Origin of the sequence: Pseudomonas iranensis (genome assembly GCF_014268585.2) — a bacterium.
Lineage (GTDB): Bacteria > Pseudomonadota > Gammaproteobacteria > Pseudomonadales > Pseudomonadaceae > Aquipseudomonas > Aquipseudomonas iranensis.
This window is the reverse complement of record NZ_CP077092.1, coordinates 4,587,920-4,607,890: the sequence shown is the minus strand read 5'-3', so window position 1 is coordinate 4,607,890 and position 19,971 is coordinate 4,587,920. Positions and strand designations below refer to the sequence as shown.

The 19,971-nt window shown below is 59.3% G+C and carries 21 protein-coding genes; 18 read left to right on the top strand and 3 right to left on the bottom strand.

Features of this window, described 5'->3' with window-relative positions; translation table 11 throughout:
• Positions 1-18 precede the first annotated feature (18 nt).
• Positions 19-672, bottom strand: a complete 654-nt coding sequence (locus tag HU724_RS20660; RefSeq protein ID WP_186567764.1) for an HD domain-containing protein — start codon at positions 670-672, stop codon at positions 19-21.
• Positions 673-897: 225 nt separating this feature from the next.
• Here HU724_RS20660 and HU724_RS20655 point away from each other — a divergent pair, with 225 nt between their 5' ends.
• The 10 genes from HU724_RS20655 (at position 898) to HU724_RS20610 (ending at position 9,436) form a co-directional block, all read left to right on the top strand.
• On the top strand, positions 898-1,377 hold the full coding sequence (locus tag HU724_RS20655) for a GNAT family N-acetyltransferase (protein ID WP_071173199.1): 480 nt from the start codon (positions 898-900) through the stop codon (positions 1,375-1,377).
• Positions 1,378-1,536: 159 nt separating this feature from the next.
• A complete protein-coding gene (locus tag HU724_RS20650) occupies positions 1,537-2,199 on the top strand; it encodes a hypothetical protein (protein ID WP_186567765.1) in 663 nt (220 codons plus the stop codon).
• Complete coding sequence (locus HU724_RS20645) at positions 2,196-2,690, top strand: PAAR domain-containing protein (protein WP_186567766.1); 495 nt, start codon at positions 2,196-2,198, stop codon at positions 2,688-2,690. Before HU724_RS20650 ends, HU724_RS20645 begins: the two co-directional genes overlap by 4 nt.
• Positions 2,691-2,696: 6 nt before the next feature.
• A complete protein-coding gene (locus HU724_RS20640) occupies positions 2,697-3,431 on the top strand; it encodes an alpha/beta hydrolase (protein WP_186567768.1) in 735 nt (244 codons plus the stop codon).
• Between the two features lie 5 nt (positions 3,432-3,436).
• Positions 3,437-3,934 (top strand): hypothetical protein, encoded by a 498-nt coding sequence (locus HU724_RS20635; protein ID WP_186567770.1) that lies wholly within the window; start codon positions 3,437-3,439, stop codon positions 3,932-3,934.
• Between the two features lie 295 nt (positions 3,935-4,229).
• Positions 4,230-5,219 carry a 2-dehydro-3-deoxygalactonokinase gene (locus HU724_RS20630; protein WP_186567772.1) on the top strand — a complete coding sequence of 330 codons (990 nt, stop codon included), beginning with the start codon at positions 4,230-4,232 and terminating at the stop codon, positions 5,217-5,219.
• 19 nt (positions 5,220-5,238) lie between these two features.
• Positions 5,239-5,859 carry a 2-dehydro-3-deoxy-6-phosphogalactonate aldolase gene (locus HU724_RS20625; RefSeq protein ID WP_186567774.1) on the top strand — a complete coding sequence of 207 codons (621 nt, stop codon included), beginning with the start codon at positions 5,239-5,241 and terminating at the stop codon, positions 5,857-5,859.
• A 61-nt stretch (positions 5,860-5,920) separates the two neighbouring features.
• Positions 5,921-7,069: a galactonate dehydratase gene (gene dgoD / locus HU724_RS20620; protein WP_016770960.1), complete on the top strand. Its 1,149-nt coding sequence runs from the start codon at positions 5,921-5,923 to the stop codon at positions 7,067-7,069.
• Between the two features lie 191 nt (positions 7,070-7,260).
• A complete protein-coding gene (locus HU724_RS20615) occupies positions 7,261-8,571 on the top strand; it encodes an MFS transporter (protein WP_122611459.1) in 1,311 nt (436 codons plus the stop codon).
• Between the two features lie 61 nt (positions 8,572-8,632).
• Positions 8,633-9,436, top strand: a complete 804-nt coding sequence (locus HU724_RS20610; RefSeq protein ID WP_016770958.1) for an IclR family transcriptional regulator — start codon at positions 8,633-8,635, stop codon at positions 9,434-9,436.
• Positions 9,437-9,447: 11 nt separating this feature from the next.
• Here the strand turns inward: HU724_RS20610 and HU724_RS20605 are convergent, their stop codons facing one another.
• Complete coding sequence (locus HU724_RS20605; protein WP_016770957.1) at positions 9,448-10,500, bottom strand: NAD(P)-dependent alcohol dehydrogenase; 1,053 nt, start codon at positions 10,498-10,500, stop codon at positions 9,448-9,450.
• A gap of 190 nt (positions 10,501-10,690) precedes the next feature.
• Between HU724_RS20605 and HU724_RS20600 the strand changes: the two genes are divergently transcribed.
• Entirely contained in the window at positions 10,691-11,581 is an 891-nt protein-coding gene (locus tag HU724_RS20600; RefSeq protein ID WP_016770956.1) for an AraC family transcriptional regulator, read from the top strand.
• A gap of 122 nt (positions 11,582-11,703) precedes the next feature.
• Here the strand turns inward: HU724_RS20600 and HU724_RS20595 are convergent, their stop codons facing one another.
• Positions 11,704-13,368, bottom strand: a complete 1,665-nt coding sequence (locus tag HU724_RS20595; protein WP_186567776.1) for an electron transfer flavoprotein-ubiquinone oxidoreductase — start codon at positions 13,366-13,368, stop codon at positions 11,704-11,706.
• 549 nt (positions 13,369-13,917) lie between these two features.
• Here HU724_RS20595 and HU724_RS20590 point away from each other — a divergent pair.
• The 7 genes from HU724_RS20590 (at position 13,918) to HU724_RS20560 (ending at position 19,874) form a co-directional block, all read left to right on the top strand.
• Entirely contained in the window at positions 13,918-14,667 is a 750-nt protein-coding gene (locus HU724_RS20590) for an electron transfer flavoprotein subunit beta/FixA family protein (RefSeq protein WP_007908338.1), read from the top strand.
• A complete protein-coding gene (locus HU724_RS20585) occupies positions 14,668-15,597 on the top strand; it encodes an electron transfer flavoprotein subunit alpha/FixB family protein (RefSeq protein ID WP_056788298.1) in 930 nt (309 codons plus the stop codon).
• Between the two features lie 81 nt (positions 15,598-15,678).
• Positions 15,679-16,500, top strand: coding sequence for a substrate-binding periplasmic protein (locus tag HU724_RS20580; protein ID WP_186567778.1), 822 nt, complete (start codon positions 15,679-15,681; stop codon positions 16,498-16,500).
• Between the two features lie 9 nt (positions 16,501-16,509).
• Positions 16,510-16,872, top strand: coding sequence for a DUF4398 domain-containing protein (locus HU724_RS20575; protein ID WP_038860459.1), 363 nt, complete (start codon positions 16,510-16,512; stop codon positions 16,870-16,872).
• Positions 16,869-17,681, top strand: coding sequence for an OmpA family protein (locus tag HU724_RS20570; RefSeq protein WP_024013894.1), 813 nt, complete (start codon positions 16,869-16,871; stop codon positions 17,679-17,681). The genes HU724_RS20575 and HU724_RS20570 overlap by 4 nt, the downstream gene beginning before the upstream one ends.
• A 201-nt stretch (positions 17,682-17,882) precedes the next feature.
• A complete protein-coding gene (locus HU724_RS20565) occupies positions 17,883-19,322 on the top strand; it encodes an aminotransferase-like domain-containing protein (protein ID WP_024013893.1) in 1,440 nt (479 codons plus the stop codon).
• Positions 19,323-19,400: 78 nt separating this feature from the next.
• Positions 19,401-19,874 (top strand): translation initiation factor 2, encoded by a 474-nt coding sequence (locus HU724_RS20560; RefSeq protein ID WP_125917294.1) that lies wholly within the window; start codon positions 19,401-19,403, stop codon positions 19,872-19,874.
• The last annotated feature ends 97 nt before the right edge of the window (positions 19,875-19,971 follow it).

The window sequence follows — 19,971 nt, the reverse complement described above, 5'->3', positions numbered from 1 at the left end:
GGGTCACGTCTCTGCTGTTCAGACGATGCCGGCCTCTTCCTTGAACTGCTCCATGAAACCCTTCAAACGTTGATGACGAATCTGTGCCAGGCGCTGGCCGGTCACGGTCTGAAAACCGTCGGCCAGATGCAGCAGTTTGGTCTGGAAATGATCGAGGCAAAAACGCGTGTCGTCGTACTCGCGCTCAAGCGCTTCGGGATCCTCTGGGTCGTACAGCGCCGAGCCCATGCGCCCGGCCACATAGAAGGTTCGGGCAACACCGAGCATGCCCAGCGAGTCGAGGCGATCGGCGTCCTGGACGATTTTCGCTTCGAGCGTGATTGGGGTGATGTTGGCAGAGAAACTGTGGGCTTCGATGGCGTGGGCGACGTTGCTGATTTTCTCGTTGGGCCAGTCCAATTCCTTCAGCACGGATGAGGCTTTGTCCGCTGCCAGACGCGAAGCCTGCGCGCGCAATGGTGAGTTTTTTTCGACCGCTACGCAATCGTGCAACAGCACGGCTGCGAGCAATACCTCGAGATCGCCGCCTTCGGTTGCATGCACGGTGCGGGCGTTGTGCCACACCCGCTGCAAGTGAGCGAGATCGTGGGCGCCGTCGTCCGAGGGTTCGAGTGCATGCCGAATCAGCGCTGATGCCAGTGTTTCCATCGGCGCAAAACAGTTAACGGTCATAAGCATCCTTTCAGAATTTGCGATATCAACTGTGGGAGCGAGCCTGCTCGCGAAAGCGTCATTTCAGTCAGGCGTTGATTCAACTGACAGAATGCTTTCGCGAGCAGGCTCGCTCCCACAAAGGCAACAGTGTTCAGCAAATTGGGCAGGTCAGTATGTTTGCCATGTGACGAGTGCCGCTGCGCGCCTTAGTATGGCGCTTTAATTTGCACACAAGGCCCGTCCATGACGATCGAAATCCGCCCGGCGACCCCCAGCGATGCGCCGCAAATCCTCGCCTTTATCACCGAACTGGCAGATTTCGAAAAGGCCCGTCACGAAGTCATCGCCAGCGTCGCTGACATCGAACGCAGCCTGTTCGGCGAAGGCGCCACCGCCCACGGCCTGATCTGCCTGCGCGACGGCTCGCCGATCGGCTTCGCGGTGTTCTTCTTCAGTTATTCAACGTGGCTGGGCAGCAATTGCCTGTACCTCGAAGACCTCTACATCACCCCCGAACAACGTGGCGGCGGCGCCGGCAAAACCCTGCTGCGCCACCTGGCAAAAATCGCCTGCGCCAACGACTGCGGCCGCTTCGAATGGAGCGTGCTGGAATGGAACACCCCGGCCATCGAATTCTACAAGTCGCTCGGTGCGCAACCGCAGGAGGAATGGGTGCGGTATCGCATGGATGGCAAGGTGTTGCGCGAATTTGCCGAGGGCTGAGCACAATGATGGCAATCTACTGCTGATTCAGTTGTCGCCACCGCTCTAGTCCGGCATTCTGTGCGCCATTTTTGCGCGCTCACGGACGACACCTGCAATGCATCTGGCAAAATTTCTCCGCGCCTGTGGAGCCCTCGCTTCGTCAATGAGTGACCAGCTATGAGGGGACTGCAGGCGTCCATGCGTCTGTATGGTCTGGTGAAAACTACCGGCTCTTCTGACGACCCGAATCGACAGGCTGTGGAAATTCTCTGCATGGCCCAGCGCACTGGCGGCGTGGCTATACGGGCTTTCGTGTCGCGGCTCGACGCTGAGTTGATGTCGCGCAGCGCCGGCCTCGGCGAATACCGTGTGGTAGCGCTGAGAACCTTTGATCCCACAGCGATTATCGACTCTCATCAAGGCTGGCTGATGCTGCACATCTGTTGCGGCTTCGTCGCTCTCGCCGGCCATACTCTGTTGAAAAACGGTGCGTTGATCCCAATGGGCTGGCACGTTTACTCCGAAGTGGGGCGCTGGACCTCCAGGCATCATCTGGACCTTGGCGTGGAAATGGGCGACTTGCTGCAATCGACTTTCGAGCGCAATCACCTGCGCAACTACAACGCCTGGCTCAACGAACTTGATGATGCAACGCCTGCCGAGTTGAGGTGGCAAGCCAACGAAGCCTGGCGGGCTATACAAACCGCGACGTCACCTGAAAGCCGTGAGCATTGTCATGCTCTGTTCGACCCGGTCGATAATCGCTGGCGCTTTGCCGCGACCGACATCGACATCTATCAGCCATCCGCGGCACCCCTTAAGCAAGGAGCTTTGAATTGAGTGGTAAACCCGCAGCTCGCGTCACCGACCCAACCGCCTGCCCACTGCCTGGTCACGGCACCAACCCGATTGTCTCCGGCTCGCCGGACGTATTCTTCGACGGCCTCGCTGCTGCACGCATGACCGATAAATCAGCGTGTGGCAGCCCTATCACCGGAGCGGTCTCCGGCACTGTTTTCATTAACGGCCTGAATGCCGCGATGCTCGATAGCACTGGTGGGCATGGCAATGTCGTGATCGGTGGCTCGGGCACGGTGATCATCGGCCAAAGTGGGGGAGGGGCCGCATTTAGTGGGCTGTCGCCGATGCCGGTGCATTTCACTGACAGGTTGCAAGTGACGAATGAAGCGACTGGGCAGCCAGTGCCTTATCACGCCTACACCATTCAACGAGGCGACGGAAGTGAGGAACACGGTGTTACTGATGCGAACGGATTCACTCATATGGTCAGTTCGCACCTGGCAGAAACCATCAAACTATTCGTGGAGTGATTGCTTGTGTCCGAAGTCAATGCACCTACTGAAGTACCTCACGCGAAAAGGGAAGTAAAAGCACATAAACTTACATGCAAGACCGATCAGACCAATAAGCAGGTGGCCATATCTCTGCGGAATTTTGTAGTTTTTTTTATTGGTGGTGCTGGAGACCAGGAAAGTTATTACTTCAGTGGGCCAAATAATAATGTCGACGCGGTGCGCGAAATCTTTATCAGAGATGCCAAGGCGTTGAAATTTCCTGTGGGAAAATTTGAGTCGTGGCCTCTTGGCTATAATGATTTCATTACCGATAAAGACCTATCTGAAAAGGTACTGGCGAAGATCCCTGACTGCTCAACCGCTGTGTACATTGTGGGTCATAGTCTGGGAGGCTGGAATGGCGCCCACCTTTCAGCCACTCTCACGGAGAAGGGCTATACAGTGAGAATGTTATTGACCATCGATCCGGTTGGCGAAGGTGTAATGGTCTGGGGTATTTCCAATATCTACCGGTTGCCACCCAAGCCCAAGGCTCAGTACTGGGTTAATATTCGCGCTGCGCCGAAGATAACGAACGTATCAGATACGGTTGCTAGTTTTGGTGAACAATGGGAGGTTTCTAACGGGCCTAATGTAATGGGGCGCGTAGATGTGAATCATGCGGATGCAAATATTATGTATTTGCGGCCGTTGGATAACGGTAAGACTGCTCGTCAGATATTTAACGAGTCGGTCTTGAGTTTTTTCAAGGAATGAACATCGTGTCTCGATTTTTTTTGATGGGTTTATTGGTCCTATGTTCTGCATGTTCAATGAATCACGAAAAGCCGGCTGCGAAGCTGTTTTATTCCGGTGTTGATGAGTTGGAAGACACCGGAATCTATCAGGTTCACTTTCTCGCCGATGTGGAATTACTCGAGTTGTTCACATCACATATAAGCCAAGGGTTGGTATGTACTGTGGATGATGATGTGGACTTTTCTGTTGGGCACCAGATAAAACGCTCCGGTTTTGGCCTTGTTGAACGCGATGAGAGTGGCGCTGCAAACGAGTACAAAGCCGACGTGATTTTCAGAGAGTCGACTGGCGAAAAGGGCGCGGAAATCTTTCCGGAGGGGCCAGTGCTCAATCGTTGGTTAACGAACAGACCTTTTATTTCCTGCGTGTTCCGCGTTCATACGACTCCTTACAAAACGTATTTTTCCCAAATCATGCGTGTGCCAACTGCCGACCTGGCGCGAGCTATCAACAGGGAGTGAATCCTTCATTCATCTAGGCTCCTTTTCTGGCGGGAGGGAGCCTGATCTCGATTGCTCCTCTGCCGCCTTTCAATGTCCGCTGAGCAGATGCATGCAGCGCCTTTCGCAGAGAATCCTTAATACCCTGGCTTTTTCTCCGTTGATCCTCACGGAGCACGATTTGTACCCGCGAGAAGACAAGCTCGCCACTTGCGCGAATCCCAAAATATGGGATTGATATTTATATATTGAGATTTTAGCCCGCCCGGGTTTATAGTCCATCGCACTCACTGCCAAAAACAAAACAGGTGAAGCGATGCAGGCGCAATTGATCGCGCTCGATTGGGGGACGACCTCATTACGTGCTTACAAACTCGCGGCGGACGGTGTGGTGCTCGAGCAGCGTGCGCTGTCGTCCGGGATCATGCAGTTGCCCAAGACTCCGCGGATCATCCACGGCCGTGAATGCGCCGATGGTTTTGAACTGGCCTTCGACGAGGCCTGTGGTGACTGGCTCGATGCGCAGCCGGATCTGCCGGTAATCGCTTGCGGCATGGTCGGCAGTGCACAGGGCTGGCGCGAAGCGGCTTACTGCGAGACGCCCGCCGACGTCGCCCATCTCGGAAATTCCCTACAAACCGTTGTCAGCTTGCGCGGTACACCGGTGCATATCGTCCCGGGCGTGACTCAGCGTTCGCGACTGCCGAATGTAATGCGTGGCGAAGAAACCCAAGTCCTCGGCGTGCTGCAGAGTCTGCCGGCCGAGGCGGGTAACGATCTGTTGATCGGCCTGCCCGGCAGCCACTCGAAATGGGTGGAAGTGGTCGATGGCCGCATCATCCATTTCGACACGTTCATGACCGGCGAAGTGTTTGCCGTGCTCAGCGAGCACAGCATCCTCGGTCGTACCCAACAACCGAGCGCGACCTTCGATGCGCAGGCGTTTGATCGCGGCGTACAGATCGCGCTGTCGACAGATGCCGCGCTCGGTGTGCTGTCGACCTTGTTCAGCGCCCGCACCCTCGGCCTGACCGGTGAACTGAGCCCGACTGCTCAAGCGGATTATCTCTCCGGCCTGATGATCGGCCATGAGCTGGCCGCACTCGCCAACGTGCAGCGGCGCCGGCGCAATCAAGCGAATCTTCCATCGATCGTGCTCATCGGCAACGCGCAATTGTGCGCACGCTATCGACGCGCCCTCGACGCCTGCGGCTTTGCTCAGGTGACGCTGGCCGAGCAAGCGACCGAGCGTGGCCTGTGGCAACTGGCGCGCGCCGCCGGACTGATCGATTCCTCATCCCGTTAACCCTGACTGGAGGCCTGACATGCTCAAGCAAGCACTGGCACAAAACGGTCTGATCGCGATTCTGCGTGGCCTGCAACCGCAGGAAGCGGCGGCTGTCGGAGAAGTCCTTTATTCCGCCGGATTTCGCGTCATTGAAGTACCGCTCAATTCCCCATCGCCGTACGAAAGTATCCGCATCCTGCGTGATGCGCTGCCCGCCGATTGCCTGATCGGTGCCGGCACCGTGATCAGCCCCGAGCAGGTCGAGCAGGTCAAAGCGGCTGGCGGACAAGTGATCGTCATGCCGCACAGCGATGCCAAAGTGTTGCGCGCGGCGAAAGCGGCGGGGCTGTACCTGTCGCCGGGCGTGGCCACGCCGACCGAAGCCTTCGCCGCATTGGCCGAGGGCGCGGACATTCTCAAGCTGTTTCCGGCCGAGCAAATGAATCCGGCGGTCGTCAAGGCCTGGCTCGCGGTGTTGCCAGCCGGCACGGTGCTGGCGCCGGTCGGCGGCATTACGCCGGACAACATGCAGGCCTTTATCGACGCCGGTGTGAAAGGTTTCGGTCTCGGTTCCGGCCTGTTCAAACCGGGCATGACGCCCGAGCAGGTGGCGGTCAATGCCAAGGCCTACGTGGCTGCCTGGAAAGCCCTGCGTTAAGACTTTTCGGCGCTGTGCGCGCTGCATCTAATAAAAGCTGCATTTACAAAAGAGAGCAGAGATGAAAATCACCAAACTCACGACCTTCATCGTTCCGCCGCGCTGGTGCTTCCTCAAGGTCGAAACCGACGAGGGCGTGACCGGTTGGGGTGAGCCTGTGGTTGAAGGGCGCGCCCATACCGTAGCTGCTGCGGTGGAAGAATTGTCCGACTACCTGATCGGCAAAGACCCACGCAATATCGAAGACATCTGGACCGTGCTCTATCGCGGTGGCTTCTACCGTGGCGGCGCGATTCACATGAGCGCGCTGGCCGGTATCGACCAAGCGCTGTGGGACATCAAGGGCAAAGCCCTCGGCGTGTCGGTCAGCGATCTGCTCGGTGGCCAGGTGCGCGACAAGATTCGTGTCTATTCGTGGATCGGCGGCGACCGTCCGGCCGACACCGCGCGTGCGGCGAAAGAAGCAGTGAGCCGTGGTTTCACTGCGGTAAAAATGAACGGCACCGAAGAACTGCAGTTCCTCGACACTTTCGAGAAAGTCGACCTCGCCCTGGCCAACGTTGCCGCCGTGCGTGATGCGGTGGGGCCGAACGTCGGTATCGGCGTCGACTTCCACGGCCGCGTGCACAAGCCGATGGCCAAGGTGCTGATGAAGGAGCTCGACCCGTACAAACTGATGTTCATCGAAGAACCGGTGCTCAGCGAAAACTACGAAGCATTGAAAGAACTGGCGCCGCTGACCAGCACGCCGATTGCCCTCGGCGAGCGGCTGTTCTCGCGCTGGGACTTTAAACGGGTGTTGAGCGAAGGCTACGTCGACATTATCCAGCCGGATGCCTCCCACGCTGGCGGCATCACCGAAACCCGCAAGATCGCCAACATGGCCGAAGCCTACGACGTCGCGCTGGCGCTGCATTGCCCGCTGGGACCAATCGCCCTGGCTGCCTGTTTGCAATTGGACGCGGCTTGTTACAACGCGTTTATCCAAGAGCAGAGCCTGGGCATCCATTACAACGAGAGCAACGACTTGCTCGACTATGTGAAGGATCCGCGCGTGTTCGACTACGACCAAGGCTTCGTGAAGATTCCGAACGGCCCGGGGCTGGGCATCGAGATCAACGAGGAATACGTGATCGAGCGTGCCGCCGTCGGCCACCGCTGGCGCAACCCGATCTGGCGTCATGCCGATGGCAGCTTTGCCGAGTGGTGAGTCTCTGACTCGCTAGCATCAGATCGTTCCCACGCTCTGCGTGGGAATGCCTCAATGGACGCTCTGCGTCCGCTGCTGGGACGCGGAGCGTCCCGGGCTGCATTCCCACGCCGAGCGTGGGAACGATCAGTTCTCCGAGGGAGAGGAGATCTGCGTCATGACCTCAACAAACATAAAAAGAGGCATCTCTCATGCAAACGCATACCCTCTCCGGGCAGGCGTCTTTAGTCACGCCTAGCCGCAAGCGATTTTTCATCATGGTGTTGCTGTTCATCACCGTGGTCATCAATTACCTCGACCGCAGCAACCTGTCGATTGCCGCGCCGGCGCTGACCAGTGAGCTGGGCATCGATCCGGTTCATGTCGGTCTGATCTTCTCCGCCTTCGGCTGGACTTACGCCGCGATGCAGATCCCCGGCGGCTGGCTGGTCGATCGCGTGCCGCCGCGCATCCTTTACAGCGTCGCGCTGCTGCTGTGGTCGGTGGCGACGGTGATGCTCGGTTTCGTCAGCAGCTTCATCGCGCTGTTCGTGCTGCGCATGGCCGTCGGTGCGCTGGAAGCGCCGGCCTATCCGATCAACAGCCGCGTGGTCACCACCTGGTTCCCCGAGCGCGAGCGCGCCACGGCGATCGGTTTCTACACCTCCGGGCAGTTTGTCGGCCTGGCCTTCCTGACCCCGGTGCTGGCGTGGCTGCAACATGCATTCGGCTGGCACATGGTGTTCGTCGCCACCGGTGCGGTGGGCATTCTCTGGGCAGTGATCTGGTACGCGGTGTATCGCGAGCCGCGCGATTTCAAAGGCACCAATCAGGCGGAAATCGACCTGATCCGCGAAGGCGGCGGGCTGGTGGATATCCAGGCCGAGGCGGCCAAGGTCAAAGCCAAATTCAGTTGGACCGATCTGGGCATCGTCCTCAGCAAGCGCAAGTTGTGGGGCATCTACCTCGGCCAGTTCTGCCTGAACTCGACGCTGTGGTTCTTCCTCACCTGGTTCCCGACCTATCTGGTGAAATATCGCGGCATGGACTTTATCAAGTCCGGTCTGCTCGCATCGCTGCCGTTTCTTGCCGCGTTCGTCGGCGTGTTGTGCTCGGGATTCTTTTCCGACTTCCTGATCCGGCGCGGCTACACCGTGGGCTTCGCGCGCAAGCTGCCGATCATTGGCGGGCTGCTGATTTCGACTTCGATTATCGGTGCCAACTTTGTCGAGTCGACCCCGCTGGTGATTGCTTTCCTCGCGCTGGCATTTTTCGGCAACGGGCTGGCGTCGATCACCTGGTCGCTGGTGTCAACGCTGGCACCGGCGCGTTTGCTCGGTCTGACCGGTGGCGTGTTCAACTTCATCGGCAATCTTTCGGCGATCGCTACGCCGATCGTGATCGGCTTCCTCGCCAGCGGCGATTCGTTCGCGCCGGCGATCACCTACATCGCCGTGCTCGCACTGGTCGGTGCGTTGTCCTACGTGCTGCTGGTGGGCAAGGTCGAGCGTATCGAGTTGTAGTGCTCAGTCTCGGGCGACCATAATGCCGCCCGTTCCTTCGCTCAACGGTAAAAGGCTGGATATGCAGGAAGACGCCCCGGAAAAAACCAAGGACGCCGCGCCCACCGGCACCCAGACGCTGCTGCGCGGCCTCGGTGTGGTACAGGCGGTGGCCAGTGGCGCGCGTGATCTCAAGGAGATCGCCCGGCTGATCGGCACCACGCGCAGCACCACCCATCGTCTGGCCAGTTGCCTGGTCGACGAGCGTTATCTGCGCGTGGTGCCGCAGATCGGTTATCTGCTCGGGCCGAAACTGATCGAACTGGGCTTTCAGGCCCGCGAAGAGTTGCCGCTGGTGACGTTGGCCGGGCCGTATCTGGATGAGTTGTCGGCGCTGACCGGCGATACCGTGCACCTCGGAATCCGCGAAGGCGACGAAGTGCTGTATCTATTGAAGAACCCCGGACGCAACGGGCCGGAAATGCGCTCGCGGGTTGGCCATCGCATGCCGCTGGTGCGCACCGGGATCGGCAAGGCCTTGATGCTCGATGATTCGCCGCAGGATTGGCGGCGGCTGTACGACATCAGCCTGCCGGCGGGTGGCAAAAGTCAGTTCTGGCCGCAGCATCCCCAGCAGTCTTGGGAACAGCTTGAGCAGCGCATGGGCGAATACGTTGCCGGTGGCTACGCGTTCGATCTGGAAGACAACGAACCGTCGATCCGCTGCGTGGCGGCGCCGATTCGTGATGCGAGCAAGGGCATTGTCGCGGCGATCAGTATCGCCAGCACCGTGCCGTACATGCCGCTGGAAAAAATGGCCGAGTTGATCCCCCTGCTCAAAGGGGTCACAACCCGGCTGTCGGCGGAGCTGGGCTTGAAGGTGTAAGCCGTGAAGGTTTAAGCCTTCAGCGTCGCCATGTCGATGACGAAACGGTACTTGACGTCACCGGCAATCATCCGCGCGTAGGCTTCGTTGATCTGGCGGATGTCGAGCATTTCGATGTCGCAGGTGATGTTGTGCTCGGCGCAGAAATCCAGCACTTCCTGGGTTTCGGCGATACCACCGATCAAGGACCCGGCCAGTACGCGGCGGCTCATCACCAGTTTGCCGGCGTGAACGGGCGGGTTCACCGGCTCGATCAGGCCGACCAGAATGTGCACGCCGTCGAAACGCAGGGTGTCGAGGTACGGGTTCAAATCGTGTTGCACCGGAATGGTGTCGAGCAGGAAGTCGAAGTAACCGGCCGCGGCCTTCATCTGCTCGGCATCGGTGGAGACGATGACGTGATCGGCGCCCTGACGGCGACCTTCTTCAGCCTTGCTCGCCGAGCGGGTGAACAGCGTGACTTCCGCGCCCATCGCCTTGGCGAACTTGATGCCCATGTGGCCGAGGCCGCCCATGCCGAGAATCCCGACCTTGTCACCGGCCTTGACGCCGTAGTGCTTGAGCGGCGAATAGGTGGTGATGCCGGCGCAGAGAATCGGTGCGGCGCTGGCCAGAGCCAGTTTCTCGGGGATGCGCACAACGAAGTGCTCGCTGACCACGATGCTGTCGGAATAACCGCCCATGGTGTTGCTGCCATCGACCCGGTCCGGGGTGGCGTAAGTCATGGTCGGGCCTTCGAGGCAATATTGCTCGAGGTTCGCCTGGCAGGCTTCGCAGCTGCGGCAGGAATCGACCATGCAGCCGACGCCGACCAGATCGCCTACCTTGTGACGGGTGACATTCGCACCGACAGCGGTGACTTTTCCGACGATCTCATGGCCGGGCATCAGCGGATAAACGGCGATGCCCCATTCGTTGCGTGCCTGGTGGATGTCGGAATGGCAGACGCCGCAGTAGAGAATTTCGATCGCCACGTCGTCGGCGCGCGGGCTGCGGCGTTCGAATTTCATCGGGGCGAGGGGAGTGGTGGCCGATTGGGCGGCATAGCCGATGGCGGTGTACATGGGTGACCTCGCAAAAACAGTGACAAGTGAGGCGGTGAATTCTGGGCGCCAGAGGCGGGTGCGGCCATGACGATTTCTCCGGGTCTCATGCCTAATCCTCCGGCATGCGGGTTTCGGCGATCGCATTGGCCAGCGGATCTGCGATGATGTTTTCATCCCTTTTTCCGTGAATTTTACGAAGACCTATTCGATGCAGTTGACCCGTCATCTTGATGCCAATGCCCGGCTGGTTTCGTTGATCGAACCGCTGGCGCTGCGCGATGGCTACAGCCAGACCGGCCTGCCCGGTGTGCAGATTTTGCGCGCCAGTTGCGACGTCGCCCGTGGCCCGCACATTTACGAGCCGAGCCTGATGATCATCGCCCAGGGCAGCAAACTGGCGTTCCTCGGCCCACGAACCATGGAGTACGGCGCCGGGCATTACCTGATCCAGGCGCTGCCGGTGCCGTTCGAATGCGAAACCTTTGCCTTGCCCGATGCGCCATTGCTCGGTGTGTCGGTGGCGATCGATCGCGTCCTGCTCGGCGAACTGGTGCTGGCCATGGGGCTGGCGCCGGGGCGGCATATTCCGGCGCAGACGCCGGAGTCGATGACTTCGGTGGTGCTCGACGATGGCATGCGCGGTTGCGTCGAACGGCTGCTCAGCTGTCTGCACGATCCGCTGGAATGCCAGATTCTCGGCCCGGCGCGGGTTCGCGAGTTATTGTTCGTCGCGCTGCGCGGGCCGCAAGCGGATGTGTTGCGAGCGTTGGTCGAGCAACAAGGGCAATTCGCTCGGGTGGCGGCGTCGATCAGCCATCTGCATGCGCATTACACCGAGCCGCTGAATGTCGAGACACTGGCCGGTTGCGCGAACATGAGCGTGTCGACGTTTCATGAGCATTTCAAACGCAGCACGCTGTTGTCGCCGGTGCAGTATCTGAAGCGTTTACGCTTGTTGAAGGCGCAGACGCTGCTGGTGGCGGAGGGGCTGGGCGTGGCGCAGGTGGCGCATCGGGTGGGGTATCAAAGCACGTCGCAGTTCAGTCGCGAGTACAAGCGTTACTTCGAACGCAGCCCGGGGGATGAGCGCGCTGCCTGATCCGCCGATAATCCCCTGTGGGAGCGAGCAGGCTCGCTCCCACAGTTGTTTTGTGGTGGCAGAAGAATTTTGGGCAACAAAAAGGCCCCCATTTCGGGAGCCTTGTTGTTCAGTGTTTCGACTTACATGTTCGGGTAAGTCGGGCCGCCGGCACCTTCCGGCGCCACCCAGGTGATGTTCTGCGCAGGATCCTTGATGTCACAGGTCTTGCAGTGCACGCAGTTCTGGGCGTTGATCTGGAAACGCTTCTCGCCGTCTTCCTTGGTGATCACTTCGTATACGCCGGCCGGGCAGTAACGCTGCGCCGGTTCGTCGTACAGCGGCAGGTTTTTGCTGATCGGGATGCTCGGATCGGTCAGCTTCAAGTGGCACGGCTGCTCTTCTTCGTGGTTGGTACCGGAGATGAACACCGAGCTGAGTTTGTCGAAACTCAGTTTGCCGTCAGGTTTCGGGTAGTCGATCTTCTTGCAGTCGGCCGCGAGCTTGAGGCAGGCGTAATCCGGCTTGGTGTCGCGCAGGGTGAACGGCAGTTTGCCGCCGAAGATGTTCTGGTCCAGCCAGTTGAAACCACCACCGATTATTGCGCCGTACTTGTGGATCGCCGGGCCGAAGTTGCGGCTGGCGAACAGTTCTTCGTGCAGCCAGCTGTTCTTGAACGCGTCGACATAAGTGGTCAGTTCGACCGTGCAATCCTGCTCGGCGAACAGCGCATCTGCCACCGATTCCGCCGCGAGCATGCCGGACTTCATCGCGGTGTGGCTGCCTTTGATCTTGGCGAAGTTCAGGGTGCCGAGGTCGCAACCGATCAGCGCGCCGCCCTTGAAGACCATTTTCGGCAGCGAGTTCAGGCCGCCCTTGGCGATGGCGCGGGCGCCGTAGCTGACGCGCTTGCCGCCTTCCAGATATTGCTTGAGCACCGGGTGATGCTTGAGGCGCTGGAACTCGTCGAACGGCGACAGGTAAGTGTTGCTGTAGGACAGGTCGACGATCAGACCGACCACCACCTGATTGTTTTCCAAGTGATAGAGGAACGAGCCGCCGGTGTTCTCGGTGCCCATGATGTCCAGCGGCCAGCCGGCGGTGTGCACCACCAGGCCTGGCTGATGCTTGGCCGGGTCGATTTCCCAGATTTCTTTCAGACCGATGCCGTAATGCTGGACGTCGGCCTCGCTGTCGAGGTTGTAGCGCTTGATCATTTGCTTGCCGATGTGGCCACGGCAGCCTTCGGCGAACAGCGTGTATTTGCCACGCAGTTCCATGCCTGGGGTGTACAGGCCTTCTTTCGGGTTGCCTTCGCGATCCACGCCCAGATCACCGGTGATGATCCCGCGCACCACACCGTTTTCATCGATCAGCGCTTCCTGAGCGGCGAAGCCCGGGTAGATTTCCACACCGAGGTTTTCCGCCTGCTGAGCCAGCCAGCGGCACAGGTTGCCTAGGGAGATGATGTAGTTGCCTTCGTTGTGCATGGTCTTGGGCACAAAGAAGTCAGGAATCTTCTGCGCGCTGTCAGCGTTTTTCAGCACGAAAATGTCATCGCGTGTGACGGGCGTGTTCAGCGGCGCGCCGAGTTCTTTCCAGTCCGGGAACAGTTCGTTCAGGGCGCGGGGTTCGAACACCGCTCCGGAGAGGATGTGTGCGCCGACTTCGGAGCCTTTTTCGACCACGCAGACGCTGATTTCCTTACCGGCGTCAGCGGCCTTCTGCTTCAAGCGGCAGGCGGCGGACAGACCAGCGGGGCCGGCACCGACGATGACGACGTCGAATTCCATGTATTCGCGTTCCACAGGCTATCTCCTACTCAAGGCTCAACAGTTTTTTTCTAATATGGAGGTTTGATCTCGCATCCGTATTGCCTTTACGTTAACGTCAAAGGGAATATTGGCGAATCCACCTTTCTCTCTAGGCGGCGCATTATATCTACACCACTCCGAGCGTCCAATACAAACGTTTGTTTGAATCGCCTCCAGCCCTGATAAATCAAAGAAGCGCGGCTTATGACAGGGCATTTTGGCGTATTGACCAGAATGGGCGTTCCGGTCAAGATACGGGCGGTTTTGCGCTCGCCGTAGGCAGACTGGCGGTTTCAAGAGCACCTCTAAAGACAGGGCACAGGCAGTAGACGGTGATGCGCAGCGCAAGTCCGGCGCGCAGTTTACACAGCGTGAGAATGAATGACCCGGCAGTCACCCCTGACGAACGGTCACCTCCCTTCGCGAAGTGAATCACCTCACATTCAAGCCGGCGTTTTTAGAGGTGCCCTTGTCGCCCGATGAGCATCATCCGCCAGGTTCGCCTAGGCGACTTTCTTTTCACCGGAGAGTAACGAGGAATCCATGAAGGTTCTTGTAGCTGTCAAACGCGTTGTGGATTACAACGTCAAGGTCCGCGTCAAGGCGGACAATTCCGGCGTCGACCTCGCCAACGTCAAGATGTCGATGAACCCATTCTGCGAAATCGCCGTGGAAGAAGCCGTACGCCTGAAAGAGAAGGGCGTTGCGACTGAAATCGTCGTCGTCTCCATCGGCCCGACCACCGCTCAGGAGCAGCTGCGTACCGCACTGGCTCTGGGTGCCGATCGCGCCATCCTCGTCGAATCCGCTGAAGACCTGACCTCGCTGGCCGTGGCCAAGCTGCTCAAGGCCGTCGTCGACAAGGAACAGCCGCAGCTGGTGATCCTCGGCAAACAGGCGATCGACAGCGACAACAACCAGACCGGCCAGATGCTCGCGGCACTGAGCGGCTACGGTCAGGGCACCTTCGCGTCGAAAGTCGAAGTCTCCGGCGACAGCGTTGCCGTGACTCGCGAAATCGACGGCGGCGCACAGACCGTTTCGCTGAAACTGCCGGCCATCGTCACCACCGACCTGCGTTTGAACGAGCCGCGCTATGCGTCCCTGCCAAACATCATGAAAGCCAAGAAGAAGCCTCTCGAAGTGCTGACTCCGGACGCTTTGGGCGTTTCCACCGCCTCCACCAACAAGACCCTGAAAGTCGAAGCGCCGGCTGCACGCAGCGCGGGCATCAAGGTCAAGTCGGTGGCTGAACTGGTTGAAAAACTCAAGAACGAAGCGAAGGTAATCTAAATGACTATCTTGGTTATTGCTGAACACGACAACAAAGTGCTGGCCCCGGCCACGCTGAACACCGTGGCTGCGGCTGCCAAAATCGGCGGCGACATCCACGTTCTGGTAGCAGGTCAGGGCGCAGGCCCGGTGGCCGAAGCCGCTGCGAAGATCGCTGGCGTGAGCAAAGTCCTGAATGCTGACAACGCTGCCTACGCGCATCAGCTGCCGGAAAACGTTGCTCCTCTGGTTGCAGAGTTGGGCAAGAATTACAGCCACATTCTGGCTGCCGCCACGTCCAACGGCAAAAACATCCTGCCGCGCGTTGCTGCTGCGCTGGACGTTGACCAGATCTCCGAGATTATTTCGGTAGAAAGCGCTGACACTTTCAAGCGCCCGATCTACGCCGGTAACGCCATCGCTACCGTGCAATCGACTGCTGCGATCAAAGTGATCACCGTGCGTGCCACCGGTTTCGATCCGGTTGCTGCTGAAGGTGGTTCGGCTGCCGTTGAAGCCGTGGGTGCTGCTCACGACGCCGGTACGTCGAGCTTCGTCAGCGAAGAGCTGGCCAAGTCCGACCGTCCTGAGCTGACCGCTGCCAAGATCGTCGTTTCCGGCGGTCGCGGCATGCAGAACGGTGACAACTTCAAACACCTGTACGCGCTGGCCGACAAGCTCGGCGCTGCTGTGGGCGCCTCGCGCGCTGCGGTCGACGCAGGTTTCGTACCGAACGACATGCAGGTCGGTCAGACCGGCAAGATCGTTGCGCCACAGCTGTACATCGCCGTCGGTATCTCTGGCGCGATCCAGCATCTGGCCGGCATGAAAGACTCCAAGGTGATCGTTGCGATCAACAAGGACGAAGAAGCGCCGATCTTCCAGGTGGCCGATTACGGTCTCGTGGCGGATCTGTTCGAAGCAGTACCTGAGCTGGAGAAGCTGGTCTAATCCGGCGGCTTCACTTATAAAGAGCCCGGCCTGTTGGTCGGGCTTTTTTTTGTCTCGAATTTCAAGCGGGAGCGTTTTGCCATGGATCTGCGCTGCGGATGGTTGTTGGGATTGGTGCTGTTGCCAGGTTTGGCCATGGCCGCGGGGAAGTGCGAGCGCCTGGTCGTCACCGGCAGCCCTGACGCGCCGCCGTACTTGTGGCAGGACCCGCAAAACCCCAAGCGCTTGATCGGCGCCAGTGCCGATCTGTTGCAGCAAGTGGCCAAGGATCTGGGCATCAAAGTCGACCTGCTGTATGCCGGCAAACGCTCGCAGGCCCTCGATGAAGTGCGCAGTGGGCGCATGGACATGCTGGCCGACGCGCCGCTGACCGTGACCGAGCTGGAATACCTCGACTACATCCATCCGCCACTGCTGGAAAACGACTATCTGGTGTGGACGCGCAAAGGCTCGACGCTGACCTATGCCGAGGCCAGCGACCTGAAAGGGCACGCCGGTGCGGTGTCGGAAAAATCGCGGATGACCCAGGCATTCGGCACTTTCGCCGAACAGAATCTGACCCTGACCCGCACAGCAAACCTTACCGAGGCATTACAGAAACTGCTGTTGGGCGAGGTGGAATATGTGCTCGCCGGACGTTACTCAGGCCTTGCCGCCGCGCAGACATTGGGCATGACCAGCGATCTGTTGGCGTTCGAACAACCCATCGACCGGCCGGGTCTGTTCCTCGCGGTTTCGCATAACTCGGCCTGCAACGATCCGTGGTTGCGCGGACAGCTCGCCAAAAAGATGACAGAATTGCCCTCGTCCGGACTGACGGAAGCCGCGCTGCAACGCAACATCGAGCGCTGGAAGGCGCAACAGCAGCAGCCGCCACAACCTGTCAGTGCCCCAAAACAGTAGGGATTCTTAGTGAGTATTCGACCTCTTTTCGCGGCTGTGGCCGTTCTGGCCCTGGCCGGGTGCGCATCCGATCCGGCACCCAGTGAACAAATGCGTTTGACCGAACAAGCCATCGTGCAGGCCAAGGCAGTCGGCGCCACCGCTGACGAAGTGCCGGAAATGCAGTTGGCCGAAACAAAATACAACCGCGCCAAAGGCAGCATGGCCGACGAGTCCTATCGCAACGCGCGCATGCGTGCCGAGCAGGCCGAACTGGATGCGCGTCTGGCTGAGGCCAAGGTGCTGACGAAAAAAAGTGAAGAACAGCTGAATGTGCTCAATACCCGCATTGTCCGCCTGCGCAAGCAGCTGCAACTGGGGGAAGCACAATGAGCCTCAAGTCCAATGCTCTCGGCATTCTGCTCCTCGCCGGTTGCGCCAGCCTCTACGGCTGCGCCGGCCAGCACAGCGAGGCGGCGCTGCAACAGGCCGGCGCTGATTTCCAGAAGGTCAAGGAAGATTCCAACGTCCTGCGCATCGCGCCGAAAGACGTGATCCGCGCCGGCGAATCCCTGGCCCGCGCCGATCGGCTGTCGACCTATTGGGGCAGCGGTGCCGACGTGGTGCATTACGCCTACCTGAGTCAGCGCTACAGCGAAATCGCTCGCGAGCATACCAATCAGGCGCTTAACGAGGAGCGCGCCGCCAAGCTCGAGCTTGAGCGCCAGCGTCTGCAACTAGCCCTGCGCGAATCGAAACTGCTCAGCGTGCAGCAACAAGGCAAGTGGCTGGAGGAACAAATCGTCGCGCTGGCGACCACGCAGACCGATCGCGGCCTGGTGATGACCCTCGGCGACGTGTTGTTCGACACCGGCCAGGCGGAACTGAAAAATTCAGCCAACCGCGTCGTGCTGAAGATCGTCCAGTTCCTGCAACTGAACCCCAAGCGCGTGGTGCGCATTGAGGGTTACACCGACAGCACCGGTGGCAGACAGGAAAACCTCAAACTGTCCCGCGATCGTGCGCAATCGGTGGCTGACGTGCTGGTCGATCTGGGTATCGACGAAAAACGCATTCAGGTCGAAGGTTACGGCGACCAGTTCCCGGTCGACGCCAACGCCTCCGAGCGTGGACGGGCGCAGAACCGCCGCGTAGAGATTGTGTTCTCTGACGAAAAAGGCCAGCTCGGCGCCGCCCGCTAAGGGCCGCGTCTCTGGAAAGCCCGGACTGTCATGCAGTGCCGGGCTTTTTTGTGTCTGTCGATTGCCGCGCAAAACCGTACAGATGGGGCAGACACCGCACTGTACGGTCGAGTAATCTGGCAACTGTCCCAGTACACTTCTAAACTGTTCCGGTATTGTTTCAGACAAGAATAAAACGCCCGTGAAATCGAGTGCTGCGTCATGACCAATCTCTTGCTCTACCAACGTATTGCTCAGCAACTGGCCGAAGACATCCGCCGTGGTGTTTATCAACCGGGGGAGCGCGTGCCTTCGGTGCGCAAGATGAGTTCGCAGCTCAACGTCAGTCATGCGACGGTGTTGCAGGCGTATGCCAACCTTGAAGATCAGGGCCTGATCCGCGCCCGGCCGCAGTCGGGTTACTACGTACACCAGACCCCGGCGCTGACCGCGCCGACGCCGGACATTGCCCGGGTCGAACGGCCTGGGCTGGTGACGCGCAGCAGCATCATTCAACAGGTATTGGTCGAATCCCGCCGCGAAGGCGTGTTTCCGCTGGGCGCTGCGGTGCCGAGTGTCGATTATCTGCCGGTGCGCGCGCTGCATCAGCAATTGGCCAAGGTCACCCGCTTCCACAGCCCTCGGGCGTTCAGCTACATGTTCAGCCCCGGCTTCGAACCGCTGCGCCGGCAAGTGGCGATCCGCATGCGTGACGCTGGCGTTGTGGTCGATCCATCGGAAGTGGTGATCACCCACGGCTGTGTCGACGCCTTGCAGATGTCGTTGCGCGTGCTGACCCGGCCGGGCGATCTGATCGCTGCCGAATCGCCGACCTATTACGGCCTGCTGCAACTGGCCGATCTGCTCGGTCTGAAAGTCATCGAAATCCCCAGCGACCCCGCCACCGGCATGAGTCTGGAAGCCTTGCAACTGGCCGCCAACCAATGGTCGATCAAGGCACTTGTGCTGACCACGCGCCTGAGCAATCCCCTTGGCGGCACCATGCCGGAAGAGCGGCAGAAACAGTTGTTGCGTCTGGCCTCGGATTTCGACATTCAGATTGTCGAAGACGATATCTACGGCGAACTGATGTTCGAACAGGGCCGCACCAAAGCGCTGAAAGCCTACGACCGCCTGGATCGGGTGATCTACTGCTCAAGCTTCTCCAAAACCCTGTCACCGGGTGTGCGCATCGGCTGGATGATCGCCGGCAAATACCAGCAGGAAATCCAGCGCCTGCAAACCTTCAGTACCCATTCGGCGTGCAGCGTTACGCAGATGGCGATTGCCGCGTACCTGGAAAACGGCGGTTATGACCGGCATTTACGCTACATCCGCCAGGAGTACCGGAAAAACCTCAGTGCCTTCCAGCTGGCGGTGCAGCAGCACTTCCCCGAGGGCACGCAAATGTCCCGGCCCACGGGCGGTTTCATCCTGTGGGTGAGTTTGCCTGGGCGAGTCAACACTCAGGAATTGCATGTCCGCGCGCTGCAACAAGGCATCAGCATCGCGCCGGGGCTGATCTTCAGTAATACCGAGCAGTTCAACCACTGTATCCGCCTCAACTGCGGCATTCCGTGGAACCGCGAAGCGGAGCGGGCGCTGATGACGCTGGGTCTGTTGGCCACCCAACTGTGTCAGGAAACCGCTGGCGGATTCTGAACGGGGAGGGCGCTGAGGCTTGTCATGTGACGCACAACAGGCGAGCATGTGGCCCTCTGCCGTTAGTTCGTTGGGTCCATGAAAGCGATTGTTCCTGCCGCGTGGGTACTGCTGGGTTTGCTGATGATCGGCCAGGCGCCGGGTGTCCTGGCGGCCGCAGCCCAGGAAAAACCGGCAGCGACCAGTACCACGAACAAAGCCACCAAAACCGCGGCTCCGGCAAAAAAAGCCCAGGCGAAAAAAAACGCCACGGTGAAGAAGCGCCGCCCGGTGGCCTCGAAATCGAAATCCGCCCGTGAAGTGGCAAAGACCAAATTGCCGCCGGCAAAACTCGATCTCAGCCTGCCCAAGGATATGGTTGAAGATCTCAAGCCAAAGGGCACCGTGGAGCTGCCCAAGCGCGAGGCGATCCTGCCGCAGATGTTTGGCGAGAAAGATAACGGCTTCCAGCTCAACGGCCGCTTGCTCAGCAATGAAATGGAATTGCAATTGCGCAACGAAGCGCGACGCGATGTGGAAGGCGCGGCGCTGGATTTCGAATTCAAGCAATAGATGCAGCCCTCTGCAACGCGCAGAGCAGACGCTTTGTCGGAGACTGCCCGGTCACTTTTACTTATCGTTGAAAAGCCGCTCGTAGCAATTTGAAACA